At 42.0% G+C, this 13,242-nt stretch carries 11 protein-coding genes and 2 rRNA genes; 1 reads left to right on the forward strand and 12 read right to left on the reverse strand.

Features of this window, described 5'->3' with window-relative positions:
- Window positions 1-5: 5 nt before the first annotated feature.
- Genes tatC through MHH58_RS10175 form a run of 3 tightly spaced genes read right to left on the reverse strand, consistent with a single transcriptional unit; the run spans window position 6 to window position 1,707 of the window.
- Complete coding sequence (tatC, locus tag MHH58_RS10165; RefSeq protein ID WP_135098704.1) at window positions 6-758, reverse strand: twin-arginine translocase subunit TatC; 753 nt, start codon at window positions 756-758, stop codon at window positions 6-8.
- 44 nt (window positions 759-802) lie between these two features.
- Entirely contained in the window at window positions 803-1,063 is a 261-nt protein-coding gene (locus MHH58_RS10170) for a twin-arginine translocase TatA/TatE family subunit (RefSeq protein WP_369891798.1), read from the reverse strand.
- Window positions 1,064-1,074: 11 nt separating this feature from the next.
- Complete coding sequence (locus tag MHH58_RS10175; RefSeq protein WP_135098706.1) at window positions 1,075-1,707, reverse strand: redox-sensing transcriptional repressor Rex; 633 nt, start codon at window positions 1,705-1,707, stop codon at window positions 1,075-1,077.
- 126 nt (window positions 1,708-1,833) lie between these two features.
- Between MHH58_RS10175 and MHH58_RS10180 the strand changes: the two genes are divergently transcribed.
- Window positions 1,834-3,750 (forward strand): ABC-F family ATP-binding cassette domain-containing protein, encoded by a 1,917-nt coding sequence (locus MHH58_RS10180; RefSeq protein ID WP_341345827.1) that lies wholly within the window; start codon window positions 1,834-1,836, stop codon window positions 3,748-3,750.
- 322 nt (window positions 3,751-4,072) lie between these two features.
- Here MHH58_RS10180 and MHH58_RS10185 read toward each other — a convergent pair whose 3' ends face one another.
- The 9 genes from MHH58_RS10185 to MHH58_RS10225 all read right to left on the reverse strand — a co-directional run bounded on the left by MHH58_RS10185 (window position 4,073) and on the right by MHH58_RS10225 (window position 13,061).
- Entirely contained in the window at window positions 4,073-4,918 is an 846-nt protein-coding gene (locus MHH58_RS10185; RefSeq protein WP_341345828.1) for an MBL fold metallo-hydrolase, read from the reverse strand.
- A gap of 134 nt (window positions 4,919-5,052) precedes the next feature.
- Complete coding sequence (locus tag MHH58_RS10190) at window positions 5,053-5,490, reverse strand: VOC family protein (RefSeq protein ID WP_341345829.1); 438 nt, start codon at window positions 5,488-5,490, stop codon at window positions 5,053-5,055.
- 114 nt (window positions 5,491-5,604) lie between these two features.
- Complete coding sequence (gene abc-f / locus MHH58_RS10195) at window positions 5,605-7,062, reverse strand: ribosomal protection-like ABC-F family protein (protein ID WP_341345830.1); 1,458 nt, start codon at window positions 7,060-7,062, stop codon at window positions 5,605-5,607.
- A 270-nt stretch (window positions 7,063-7,332) separates the two neighbouring features.
- A complete protein-coding gene (tsaD, locus tag MHH58_RS10200; RefSeq protein ID WP_341345831.1) occupies window positions 7,333-8,355 on the reverse strand; it encodes a tRNA (adenosine(37)-N6)-threonylcarbamoyltransferase complex transferase subunit TsaD in 1,023 nt (340 codons plus the stop codon).
- Window positions 8,348-8,773 (reverse strand): ribosomal protein S18-alanine N-acetyltransferase, encoded by a 426-nt coding sequence (gene rimI, locus MHH58_RS10205; RefSeq protein WP_135098732.1) that lies wholly within the window; start codon window positions 8,771-8,773, stop codon window positions 8,348-8,350. Before rimI ends, tsaD begins: the two co-directional genes overlap by 8 nt.
- An 8-nt stretch (window positions 8,774-8,781) precedes the next feature.
- Window positions 8,782-9,423 carry a tRNA (adenosine(37)-N6)-threonylcarbamoyltransferase complex dimerization subunit type 1 TsaB gene (gene tsaB / locus MHH58_RS10210; RefSeq protein WP_341345832.1) on the reverse strand — a complete coding sequence of 214 codons (642 nt, stop codon included), beginning with the start codon at window positions 9,421-9,423 and terminating at the stop codon, window positions 8,782-8,784.
- Window positions 9,404-9,865: a tRNA (adenosine(37)-N6)-threonylcarbamoyltransferase complex ATPase subunit type 1 TsaE gene (gene tsaE, locus MHH58_RS10215; protein WP_135098720.1), complete on the reverse strand. Its 462-nt coding sequence runs from the start codon at window positions 9,863-9,865 to the stop codon at window positions 9,404-9,406. Before tsaE ends, tsaB begins: the two co-directional genes overlap by 20 nt.
- A gap of 111 nt (window positions 9,866-9,976) precedes the next feature.
- Window positions 9,977-10,091, reverse strand: a 5S ribosomal RNA gene (gene rrf / locus MHH58_RS10220).
- Window positions 10,092-10,172: 81 nt separating this feature from the next.
- Window positions 10,173-13,061, reverse strand: a 23S ribosomal RNA gene (locus tag MHH58_RS10225).
- Between the last annotated feature and the right edge of the window lie 181 nt (window positions 13,062-13,242).

The following is a 13,242-nucleotide window of genomic DNA, read 5'->3' on the forward strand; positions in this document are numbered from 1 at the left end:
CCATTTTATTGCAGTTCGTCTTCCAGCTGCTGCTGTTCTGCTTTTAAATATCTACGGTAGCCGATTTTTGAAATATGAATACTGATTTCATATAAAATAATCATCGGTACTGTAAGCAGCAGATGGGTCATAATATCCGGCGGCGCAATAATTGCAGCCAGCACAAACATTATAAAATATGCGTATTTTCTGTTTTTCTTCAGGAACATCGGCGTAATAATACCAAGCTGTGTTAAGAACAGTGTCAGTACCGGCATCTGGAAAATAAATCCGAACGGCAATATCGTTCTGAACAGGAAGCCGAAATACTGGTTTATTCCAATCGTCGCTTCAATTCCCATTTCAACTGATAAATCAAATGTAAACTTAATAATATACGGTACAACTATAAAGTAGCCGAATGCTATACCAATCAGCATTAAGATCATAACTACCGGTATATACAGCAAAGTAATTTTACGCTCTTTCTCATAAAGTCCCGGCGTAATAAATGACCACAGCTGGTATAAAATTACCGGTAAAATAATAATAAATGCTATAGCTACAATAACAATTAAATAAATTTTAAGCGGATCTGTTACCTGGAAAGCATGCATTTGAACATTTTCTGTCCAGGGAGCATTTTGCAGCTGATAGATTAACGGCTTGGAAAAATAAAAACCAACAAACAGCGCGGCAACAAAAAAGTACATCACTGTTAATAACCGTTTTCTCAGCTCTTCAAAATGTTCGGTAAACTCTTTTTCCTCATCGGCCATTTAATCACCTCTTTAAAAAAAGGCGGCTTTCGCCACCCTCTCAATTATGCTTCTGATTCAATTTTTTTAGGTTCTTCTTTTTTAGCTTCGCTGTCTGATTTTCTGTTCGTTCTGTTATCATCGTCGTCATCGTCGTCAGCAAGACCTTTAGTAGCATCTTTAAATTCTTTCAACGTAGAACCTACTGCTTTACCGAATTGCGGAAGTTTTTTAGGTCCGAAAATGATAAGTGCCACAACTGCAATAACGATTAAACTTACTGGAGTAACCGCCATTAATGTATTTGGTAAAAGAACTTCTATCATGAATACCCCTCCTATTTATTTTTCATCTGGAAAAATAGTGCCTGCAGCTCTACGCCTAAGTCAATACTGTGTACAGTCACATCAGGACCAGTGCTCAGCCGGATAGGTGTAAAGTTAAGAATGCCTTTAATCCCTGCTTTTTCTAAACGTTCGGCTGACTTTTGTCCAGCTTCGATCGGCACAGTCATAATTGCGACTTCAACGTTTTCCTGCTGTATGATTGTCTCTAAATCATCTGTATGAAAAATATTGATACCGTTAATCGCATTTCCAATTAGTGATTCATTGCTGTCAAAAGCGCCAACTACATTCATTTTATCATGAATGTTTGCAAATTTGTAGTTCAATAACGCACTGCCGAGATTACCTGCACCGAGAAGAATTACATTTTTTACATTGCTGCCCTGGATATGCTCCAGGAAAAACTTCAGCAGGCTACCGACATTATATCCGTAGCCTTTTCTGCCTAATTCTCCAAAATAAGAAAAGTCCCTGCGGATAGTCGCGGAGTCAATGTCTAATGCTTCACTAATTTCTTTCGAAGAAACTCTATCATTACCATTATTCTCTTCTTGTTTGAAGTAACGATAATAAAGCGGTAGACGTTTCATAGTTGCATTAGGGATTTTTTTCTTGTTAGACATTCCCTTTCACCTCTATATTTCTAGTCGCTCCATTATAACATAATATATATGGGCTGACACCGGTTTATCTGGTCGAATTATGCCGTTTTTTCGTGTAAACTGGAGAGTGAAATGAGGTAGGCAATAATGATACTTTTACAATTGGGTAATGTCTCAAAGGCATACGGAACAAATATAATTTTCGGAAATCTGGATCTCGAAGTAAAATCGGGAGAAACGCTCGGCATCGTCGGTAAAAACGGTGCAGGCAAAAGTACTTTAATGAAAATCATGGCGGATGAACTCACATATGACAGCGGCACAATCAGCATGCCGAAAAATGTTTCGCTCGGTTATCTTGCCCAGCAGATGACTCTCGAATCCGAAGACACCGTCAGAGATGAAATGCAGAAGCCGTTCTCGAATATTCTGAAAATGAATGACGATATGGCGGAAATTGCTGCCTGGCTGGCTGAACATGAGCATACACACAGAGACTATGATGAAAAACTTAAACGCTATGAAAATATACAGCTCAGTTTTGAACACAACGACGGCTATACAATCGACGCCCAGATTAAAAGTGTTCTGACGGGTCTGCAGTTTACAGAAGCTGATCTCGGCCGCAGAGTCGAAGAATTTTCCGGCGGACAGAAAACACGTCTCGCACTCGGCAAGATGCTGCTGACCAAGCCCGACCTGCTGCTTCTGGATGAGCCGACCAACCATCTTGATATGGCGACTGTTGAATGGCTGGAGCAGTATTTAAAGAGCTATGAAGGTGCAGTCGTGATTATCAGTCACGACCGTTATTTCCTCGACCGCACAGTCGATAAAATCTACGAAATTGAATTACATCGCGGTACGCTTTATCATACAAATTACACAAATTACGTGAAAGAGAAAGAAAAAACATACCGTCTCAGAATGAAACAGTATGAACGCGAGCAGAGCGAAGTTAAAAGACTTGAGACATTTATCGAAAAAAATATTACCCGGGCATCGACTTCCGGCATGGCTAAAGACCGCCGCAAAAAACTTGAAATGATGGACCGCATGGATAAACCTTTTATAGACCGTTCGAGCGCGGATTTTCATTTTACAATTAAACGGGAAAGCGGGAACGATGTCCTCAGACTGAAAGAACTCGCCATCGGCTACGATGATACAGTGCTTCGCAGCAACTTATCATTTAATGTGGACAAAGGAGAACGTCTCGCTATTTTAGGTTCGAACGGTATCGGTAAATCCACACTTGCTAAAACAATTGCTAAAATCATTCCTGCCTTGTCCGGCAGTATTCAATACGGTACAAATGTCACAATCGGCTACTACGATCAGAAACAGGCTGAATTCATGTCTCAGAATAATGTTCTTGAAGAACTGTGGAAAGAATATCCACATATGAAAGAAAGCGACGTCAGAAAAATACTCGGCCGCTTTCTGTTCACCCAGGACGAAGTCTTAAAACAAGTCAACTCTTTGAGCGGCGGAGAAAAAGCGAGAATACAGCTTGCTAAACTGATGCTTGAAGAAAATAATCTGCTTATTCTCGATGAGCCGACCAACCATTTGGATATCGACAGCAAAGAAGTCCTGGAGACAGCACTGGAAAACTTCCCGGGAACGATTATTGTCGTCTCTCACGACCGCTACTTTATCGATAAAATTGCGACGCGGGTCATGGAAATTGAGCCGCATAAAATCATGATGGTCGACGGGGACTACAGCTATTTCCTGCATAAGAAAAAAGAAGCTGAGTTTATGGAAGTGCCGGCCGAAACAGCAACGGAGAAAAAAGAAAATATTTCTGACTATGAAGCTCAGAAACAGCGGCGTAACGAGTTGAAAAAGGTTAAAAAACAGAGTGAAAAGCTAGAACAGGAAATACAGACACTGGAAACTGAATTAACGATGATTGAAGATAAACTGGTTGCACCAGAAGTTTTTAATGACTATGAGAAAGCACAGGAATTAAATGACAGACTTCAGGAAATTAATCAAAAACTCGAAGAGCTGATGACCGAATGGACAGAAGCTGAAGAATTACTGGCTGAACTTTAAAGTATTTTACCGGAAATTTACTGTATGTTCGATGAAAAAATAAAATTCATCATAAAAAGTTATACACAGAAGAAATGCCGTTATAAGTGTCTTCCACATCATTTATCCACAAAATATATAGTTATCAACACACTTATCCACAAAGTAATACACAGTTCTGGATAAGTTACCCACATTTTATCCACAAACTGTGGACAAAACGTACGTTCCGTATTGACAGAACAGACATCGCATCAAACGTAATATTAACTGAATGTATGTTCGAATTAATAAATGCAAAAAACATCGCACTTGACCAGAGGAAGATCAAGCGCGATGTTTTTTATTCTATATATTTTCCGGAGTCAGGTTTTGCGATTTCGTCAAAATTATTTACAAGTTTATCCAGTGACTCAGCAAGTTCATTACTGGTCATCGGCTGTCCATGTCCGGTAATCGCAATTTCTGGATTGACTGATGCAAGTTTTTCGACAGAAGCTTGGGCTGCTTCCCAGTCGGTTGTAAAATATCGCGGCGGACCGTAAATATTCTTCTCCTGGGTCAGGACATTATACAGTGAATCCTGTTTCACGGTAATAAAGGCATCTCCTGCAATTAATGCCTTATCTTTTTCCCGGTATAAGGAGACATGTCCCTCGGCATGTCCGGGTGTGTGAACCCATTCAAAATCGGGCATATACGGTACACTGCCGTCTGCCGGCAGTTCATGAAGCCGTTCTGTTATATCGATGCCTGTGTGCGGGAACATCGGAGACATTTTCGCCACCATTCCCCCGTCCACTGAAGGATCCGGAGCCTGGTAATCTTTCATCCCGTTAAGATACGGCAGTTCCATTTTGTGCGCATAGACAGGCATATCCCAGTGTTCAGAAAGCTCTATCACTGCGCCGACATGATCAAAATGTCCATGCGTTAAAATAATCGCTTTCGGTTTACTGTTCTCTCCAAACCGTTCCTTAGCCGCTTCGATAATTTTCTCTGAAGATTTCGGCATGCCGGCATCTATTAATACAAAATCACCATCATCCGGTCTGCCGTAAAATACTACGTTGACAATCTGTACTGTATATTGATATAAGTCAGGAAGCACTTCAACACCTTTGCCGTTCTCTTTTGACGTTACCGGCAGATATTTATAATCATCTCCGTAATGCATACTTGCAGCCATTTATAAAACCTCATTTCAACTGATTATTGTACTTATTTATAAGTACCCGGATGAGGCTCAGCTAATCATCTCTAAGATTAAACAAAAACACTGCAGAATCTCATAATGAAGATTCCGCAGTGCTTTTCATCTTTCTATTCTCCGCTGATCATCCACGATACACCGTACGGATCTTTAAAACTCGCAAAGTACTCCGTCCACTCTGTCGGTCCCGCTTCCATATCTGCACGGCATCCTGCTTCGATTGCTTTACTGTAAAAGGATTTTACCTGCTCCAGTTCATCTGAATTATTAATATCGAACGTAAATGCAGCAGCTGCACCTGCGTTGTCAATTTCCTTATGTTCCCACGTAGAGCTCGCCATAAATTTTTGTCCAAGTACTTCAAACTCAGCATTCATCACAAAAGTTTCTGCATCTTCTTTCGACATCCCCATTTCATCCAGAGCATCAGCAAACATCGGATCGGTCGCGAGTGAATTTGAGTTAATGACTGCATCAAAATTCTTTTCGTAAAATTCGAGGGCCTCAAGTGCATTGGAAAAGTTAAAGTATTGTACAGTTTTAATCATCTTTCCACCTCTATTCTTCAGATTAAGTGCATTTACATTATACACCCCAGCTCAATAAATAAATAATATTATATATCATACATTTCTGAATACATATTCTCTAATTTATAAATATTACTTAGTCCGATGTAACTTCATATCCTCGATTTTATAAACCCGGTCTGCTGTCCGGCTGACAAACTGACGGTCATGCGATGTTAAAATAATAGTCCCCTGATACGCTTTTATAAATTTTTCAAGTGCCTCTATCGTCATTAAATCGATAAAGTTCGTCGGTTCATCCAGAATGATTACATTTGAAGGTTTAACAAACATTAATGCCAATGATACTCTCGTCGCTTCCCCGCCGCTTAACTTATTAACCGGCTTCATGACTTCGTCAGGTGAAAAGCCTAAATTGACCAGCATACTTCTTATAAGGGTTTCGTTCATTTCTGAATGACGCTTTAAAAACTGCACGGCTGATTCTCCACCAAACAACTTATAATCCATTTGATTGTACTGTTCAATTACAACTTTCGGTGAAATATCAAAATTATTTCCGCCTTCGATTATATCAGTAAGTAGGCTCGATTTTCCGCTGCCGTTCCTGCCTGTGATTGCGATTGTTTCTCCCTGCGGAAATTGGAAGCTCACCTTATCTAAAAGAATATTCCCGCCGCGCTCAACAGTGACATCCTGCCCCATTATCGGAAACTTATTATGAAGTTCCATCGCTTTTGACATCGGAAACTCCAGTGAAGCTTCATGAACCGGACGTTCAGTTTCTTGCAGCTGCTCCATCCGGCTCTCCATCGCTTTAGCTGCTTTAAATGCCTGTTTCTGCACTGTGTCTTTCTGCTTGGAACTCGACAGGCGGTCCGGCTTTATATCTCCGCTTTTATTTTTACCGGCTGCTGTCATTTTTTCCGCCTTTTCTTTTTGTTTGCTGATCGCTTTGTTCAGACGTTCTTTTTCTTTTAATATATTTTCGTGTTCACGTTCAAGTGTCAGTTTTTCTTTATTTTTGGCTTCTTCATAATCATCATAATTACCGTTATACTCAGTTACATTACCATCTGACACTTCCCATATCTTAGTCGCCAGACTGTTAATGAAGTGTCTATCGTGACTGACAAAAATTAAGGTGCCGTAATAGTATTTGAGTTCTTCTATTAAATACTCAATGCTTTCATAATCGAGATGTGTCGTCGGTTCATCGAGCAGCAAACCAGTCTTATAATCCGACAGCGTCTGCACCAGTCTGTATTTTGTTTCTTCTCCGCCGCTCAAATTATCATTATCCGGAACATTCATGCGGCTGAGCATTTCAAAATCGAGGGTCCCCCCAATGTTCTGGTCAGAGCTTCCCATCTGGCTTAAATAATTAAATTCTGTTTCTCTTTGAACTTCTCCCGCATACTCTGTAAATTCTCCGGCAATTATTTTAAGCAAGGTCGATTTACCCGATCCGTTGCGGCCGACAATTGCAATCCGGTCATTAATATAAGCTTGCAGATTTGCTATGTCAAAAATATCTTTATTGCCGAAAGCAACTGATATATTATTTAATTTTATACTTAATTCATTCATTATAATTTGCACTCCTGTTCGAGTCTGCAAACTATATTTCTGCACAAAAAAAGAGACAGTCCTGTGCTGTCTCAAACGTACATTTTTATTTTAAAAAAGGACATACTAATCCCGTGTATAAATATAGTTTGAACAAGACTTTTGAATTTTTTATTAAATTATAGATTCAAAAGTGTGTTCCAAATACGCGGTATCATGACATGTCCTCCTTAAATTAATTATTAACATTATACCACAATTAAAAGTGAAAATATACCATTTTACTCTAAGTTAAAAAGCATACTCTTCTATATCGATAAAGTTTCGTCCATTAAGTGTTAAATCTGCTAAGTGATTTTTTTCATACAAGTGATAGGCCGTTGCACCGATCATAGCAGCATTATCTGTACAGAACTTCAGTTCAGGTATTTGAAGATTAATATATTTGTCATTGCACATAGACGTAAATCTGCTGCGCAATTCGCTGTTTCCTGCAACCCCGCCTGCAATAATCAGATTTTTGACATCATATTTTTCCAAGGCAGCAAATGTTTTTGCTGTCAGTACATCGGTAACACTTGCCTGAAAGCTTGCTGCGACATCACTTTTATTTACTTCAATTCCTTTTTGCTTACAATTATGAAGTTTATTAATCACTGCTGATTTTAAGCCTGAGAAGCTGAAATCAAATGTTTCTTCTTTCATTAACCCTCTCGGGAAATTAAAAGTGTCTTTTCCGCTCTGTGCCAGCTTATCGATATGCGGACCTCCCGGATAAGGCAGATCAATCACCCTTGCCACTTTATCGAAAGCTTCTCCAACAGCGTCATCTCTCGTTTCACCGATAATTTCAAACGACATATGATCTTTCATATATATCAGCTCTGTATGACCGCCTGAGACTACAAGTGAAATGAGCGGAAATTCCAATGGTTTTTCCAGCTGTGCTGCGTAAATATGCCCTGCTATATGATGAACAGGAATCAGCGGTAAGTCATGAACGAAAGCAAATGTTTTTGCTGCGTTGATGCCGATAAGGAGTGCGCCTATCAGACCAGGACCTTCTGTAACGGCCACAGCTGTTAAATCCGAAGGCTCGAGTTCAGCATCTTTTAAAGCCTGTTCTATAACCTGTGTAATTGCTTCTACGTGATGACGTGATGCAACTTCCGGCACTACCCCTCCAAATCGCTTATGACTTTCTATCTGGCTTACTACTACATTTGATAAAATCTTACTGCCATTCATAATAACGCTTGCTGCAGTCTCATCACAGCTCGTTTCTATTGCCAGTATTGTAATATCCTTACTCATTAAGATTCACCCACATCACGTGTGCATCAAGTCCTTCTCCATAATAATTTTTACGTACGCCGCCGTATTTAAAGCCGTTCCTTTCATACAATCTCATTGCCGGTGTATTATCGACCCTGACTTCCAGAGAGACTATGTCAGCCTGAGGTTTTACATAGTCTTTAATATGCTGAATAAGTACATGGCTGTAGCCTTTACCGCGCATTTTTTTGGCAACTGCGACAGTAGTAATCTGACATTGATCCACTACAAGCCATATACCTGTATAACCGATGATTTCACCATCCAGCTCCATAACAAAATAATGAGCAAATTTATTCATTACCAGTTCTCTCGTATAAGCTTCCATCGTCCATGTTGAATTTTTAAATGCTTCGATTTCTATTGCGTACACCGCATTTAAATCTTCAATTTTCATTTCTCTTATTACTGGTTGTCCTGCCAATTTCTTTCCGCCTCCGAGATACGCAGATAATCAGGTGTCAGCTGATCAGCATCTTCAAGTTTTAATGCTTTTTCATATCGTTCTGTCTCTGATATACGCGGTGTCACATGAGTATATTCATCGATATCAATAGTGATTTTTTCTTCACTGTTTAATAAATAAACAGCTTCGTCAATTTCAGCAGATAAAGTACTGAATTCAATATACTGAGGAGCTATCACTTCAGTGTAATCATCTTCCTGAATGTTATACATTGCACCGTATACATATCCTCTTCTCGCATCGATAAGAGGCACGGCATTACCTCTGATATGATTCGATACAGCAAGTACAAATAATGATGATACTGAGTATACAGGGATGTCCAGCTGCTTTCCGAGCATTTTAGCCACAGTAATACCGATGCGTACTCCGGTATAAGAGCCCGGCCCTTTTGCGACGATTATTCTGTTTATACTGGACTTTTTAATATCAGCAATTTCAAGCACTTTTTGTATATTATCCACCAATGTTTCAGAGTGGGTTTTCCTATAATTTGTATTGATTTCTGCAGCCATTTTACCATTGCGGTTTACCGCAACCGATAAAGCCTGGTTGCTTGTATCAAGCAGTAAACTTATCATAAACATCCTCCGCAATTTTAATATTGCTATCTCCTGTTGCTTCAATAGTAACCAGGCGTCCGTTTTCACTTTCGTACTTAATATTAATACTTATTGTATTTTCAGGTAAAAATTCAGCTATGAACTGCGGCCATTCTACAAGCGCAATATCTGTATCGTTAAAATATTCTTCAAATCCTAAATCTTCTTCTGAATCTTCTAAACGGTAACAATCCATATGATGAAGTTTAACATCCGCATTATATGATTTTATAATATTAAAGGTCGGAGATGTCATATGTCTTTTCACACCTAAATATTTACCTAAAAACTGAGAAAATGCCGTTTTACCGCTGCCGAGATCCCCTGATAGAAGAATAACAGTACCGCCGGAAATTTCACGTGCAAATATTTCAGCCAGCCGTTCAGTATCTGCCAGTGAATTTAATTTTAAAGTATACATGCTGGTACTCCTTCAATAAATAATATATTAATCTATTATAATACAAAAAAAGAGACCTATAAAGGTCTCAATGCGGCTCATCGCATCCATATATTGAATATGTTATGTACAGCCTGGCAGCGTCCTACTCTTGCGGGACGTCAGTCCAACTACCATCGGCGCTGGAGAGCTTAACTGCTGTGTTCGACATGGGAACAGGTGTGGCCTCTCCGCCATCGCCGCCAGACTATTGAATGTCTGTACATTCAAAACCGGATAGAAGTATCGAGAAGAGTGAACGCACTCTTTAAATTTCTGGTCTTACTATTTGAATAAGTCATCGATGGATTAGTATTTGTCCGCTGAATGTGTTGCCACACTTACACGCCAAACCTATCAACCTCATAGTCTCTGAGGCATCTATTGGGGAAATCTCATCTTGAGGGGGGCTTCATGCTTAGATGCTTTCAGCATTTATCCCGTCCATACGTAGCTACCCAGCAATGCCGTTGGCACGACAACTGGTACACCAGTGGTATGTCCATCCCGGTCCTCTCGTACTAAGGACAGCGCCTCTCAAATTTCCTACGCCCACGACGGATAGGGACCGAACTGTCTCACGACGTTCTGAACCCAGCTCGCGTACCGCTTTAATGGGCGAACAGCCCAACCCTTGGGACCGACTACAGCCCCAGGATGCGATGAGCCGACATCGAGGTGCCAAACCTCCCCGTCGATGTGAACTCTTGGGGGAGATAAGCCTGTTATCCCCGGGGTAGCTTTTATCCGTTGAGCGATGGCCCTTCCATGCGGAACCACCGGATCACTAAGTCCGTCTTTCGACCCTGCTCGACTTGTAGGTCTCGCAGTCAAGCACCCTTATGCCTTTACACTCTGTGAATGATTTCCAACCATTCTGAGGGTACCTTTGAGCGCCTCCGTTACTCTTTAGGAGGCGACCGCCCCAGTCAAACTGTCCATCTGACACTGTCTCCCAGCCGGATCACGGCTGCGGGTTAGAATCTCAACCACACCAGGGTGGTATCCCACCAGTGCCTCCACATAGACTGACGTCCATGCTTCATTGGCTCCCACCTATCCTGTACAGGTGGAGTCAAGATTCAATATCAAATTACAGTAAAGCTCCACGGGGTCTTTCCGTCCTGTCGCGGGTAACCTGCATCTTCACAGGTACTATGATTTCACCGAGCCTCTCGTTGAGACAGTGCCCAAATCGTTACGCCTTTCGTGCGGGTCAGAACTTACCTGACAAGGAATTTCGCTACCTTAGGACCGTTATAGTTACGGCCGCCGTTTACTGGGGCTTCAATTCGTACCTTCGCTTACGCTAAGCACTCCTCTTAACCTTCCAGCACCGGGCAGGCGTCAGCCCCTATACGTCACCTTTCGGTTTGGCAGAGACCTGTGTTTTTGGTAAACAGTCGCTTGGGCCTATTCACTGCGGCTTATATTTCTATAAGCACCCCTTCTCCCGAAGTTACGGGGTCATTTTGCCGAGTTCCTTAACGAGAGTTCGCTCGCTCACCTTAGAATTCTCTTCCCAACTACCTGTGTCGGTTTACGGTACGGGCAGTCTGATTACTTGCTAGAAGCTTTTCTTGGCAGTGTGAGTCCGTATGCTTCGCCTACTATTTTCGGCTCCCCGTCAACACTCAGCCGTCACGCATGCCGGATTTGCCTGGCATGCAGCCTTGTGCCTTGGACGCGCTCTTCCTTCCGCGCGCTCATCTTTTCCTACTGCGTCACTCCATCACTCAAATGCAATCTAACTGGTACAGGAATTTCTACCTGTTGTCCATCGCCTACGCTTTTCGCCTCGGCTTAGGTCCCGACTTACCCAGAGCGGACGAGCCTACCTCTGGAAACCTTAGTCGTTCGGTGGACGGGATTCTCACCCGTCTTTCGCTACTCACACCGGCATTCTCACTTCTAAGCGCTCCACATGTCCTCCCGGTCATGCTTCGCCGCACTTAGAACGCTCTCCTACCATTAAAATAAATTTTAATCCACAGTTTCGGTAATATGTTTAGCCCCGGTACATTTTCGGCGCAGCGTCACTTGACTAGTGAGCTATTACGCACTCTTTAAATGATGGCTGCTTCTAAGCCAACATCCTAGTTGTCTGTGCAACGCCACATCCTTTTCCACTTAACATATATTTGGGGACCTTAACTGGTGGTCTGGGCTGTTTCCCTCTCGACAATGGACCTTATCACCCACTGTCTGACTCCCATACATCACATCTGTGGCATTCGGAGTTTGTCTGAACTCGGTAACCCGGGATGGGCCCCTCATCCAAACAGTGCTCTACCTCCACGATGCTAATATGAGGCTATACCTAAATATATTTCGGAGAGAACGAGCTATCTCCAGGTTCGATTGGAATTTCACCCCTACCCACAACTCATCCGGTCACTTTTCAACGTAAGTCGGTTCGGCCCTCCATTCAGTGTTACCTGAACTTCAGCCTGGTCATGGGTAGATCACCTGGTTTCGCGTCTACAAACATATACTCATTCGCCCTGTTCAGACTCGCTTTCGCTGCGGCTCCACATCTACTGCTTAACCTTGCATATATTCGTAACTCGCCGGTTCATTCTACAAAAGGCACGCCATCACCCTTTAACGGGCTCTGACTACTTGTAAGCGCACGGTTTCAGGTTCTATTTCACTCCCCTCCCGGGGTGCTTTTCACCTTTCCCTCACGGTACTGGTTCACTATCGGTTACCAAGGAGTATTTAGCCTTGGGAGATGGTCCTCCCGGATTCCGGCGGAATTCCTCGTGTTCCGCCGTACTCAGGATACATTCTAAATCTATCAACCTTTTAACTACGGGACTCTTACCCCCTGCGGTTGGCCTTCCCAGACCATTCGTCTAAGTCTTTAGATCCGTTGTGAATGTCCTACAACCCCAGCCGAAGCTGGTTTGGGCTCTTCCCCGTTCGCTCGCCGCTACTTAGGGAATCGAATTTTCTTTCTCTTCCTCTGGATACTAAGATGTTTCAGTTCTCCAGGTGTCCTCCAACAGCGCTATGTATTCACGCTGTGGTAATACCTCGCGGTATTGGGTTTCCCCATTCGGAAATCTCCGGTTCAAAGCTTACTTACAGCTCCCCGAAGCATATCGGTGTTTGTTCCGTCCTTCATCGGCTCTTGGTACCTAGGCATCCGCCGTGCGCCCTTCACTACTTAATCGTAATGAAATTTGTGTGAGTGTATCTTTTAGATACGTTTGCGTTCTCGCTTTCATTTCGTTTGCTCGATTTGAAATCGTTTTACTCTTCTCTTTACTTCTATACGGTTTTCAATGTACATGACTGAATATCTCATAAAGAAACATTCAAAACTGAATACAATATGTCAACGGCTCCGATAT

It is taken from the genome of Jeotgalicoccus sp. FSL K6-3177, from assembly GCF_038050175.1.
Taxonomy (GTDB): domain Bacteria; phylum Bacillota; class Bacilli; order Staphylococcales; family Salinicoccaceae; genus Jeotgalicoccus; species Jeotgalicoccus nanhaiensis.

Bases quoted from the DNA above. Each gene is read 5' to 3' on its own strand.
- MHH58_RS10190 (WP_341345829.1), bottom strand. From the start codon at position 5,490: ATGATTAAAACTGTACAATACTTTAACTTTTCCAATGCACTTGAGGCC.
- tsaB (WP_341345832.1), bottom strand. From the start codon at position 9,423: ATGATAAGTTTACTGCTTGATACAAGCAACCAGGCTTTATCGGTTGCG.
- MHH58_RS10185 (WP_341345828.1), bottom strand. From the start codon at position 4,918: ATGGCTGCAAGTATGCATTACGGAGATGATTATAAATATCTGCCGGTA.
- MHH58_RS10175 (WP_135098706.1), bottom strand. From the start codon at position 1,707: ATGTCTAACAAGAAAAAAATCCCTAATGCAACTATGAAACGTCTACCG.
- rimI (WP_135098732.1), bottom strand. From the start codon at position 8,773: ATGAAAATTGAAGATTTAAATGCGGTGTACGCAATAGAAATCGAAGCA.
- tsaD (WP_341345831.1), bottom strand. From the start codon at position 8,355: ATGAGTAAGGATATTACAATACTGGCAATAGAAACGAGCTGTGATGAG.
- abc-f (WP_341345830.1), bottom strand. From the start codon at position 7,062: ATGAATGAATTAAGTATAAAATTAAATAATATATCAGTTGCTTTCGGC.
- tsaE (WP_135098720.1), bottom strand. From the start codon at position 9,865: ATGTATACTTTAAAATTAAATTCACTGGCAGATACTGAACGGCTGGCT.
- MHH58_RS10180 (WP_341345827.1), top strand. From the start codon at position 1,834: ATGATACTTTTACAATTGGGTAATGTCTCAAAGGCATACGGAACAAAT.
- tatC (WP_135098704.1), bottom strand. From the start codon at position 758: ATGGCCGATGAGGAAAAAGAGTTTACCGAACATTTTGAAGAGCTGAGA.
- MHH58_RS10170 (WP_369891798.1), bottom strand. From the start codon at position 1,063: ATGATAGAAGTTCTTTTACCAAATACATTAATGGCGGTTACTCCAGTA.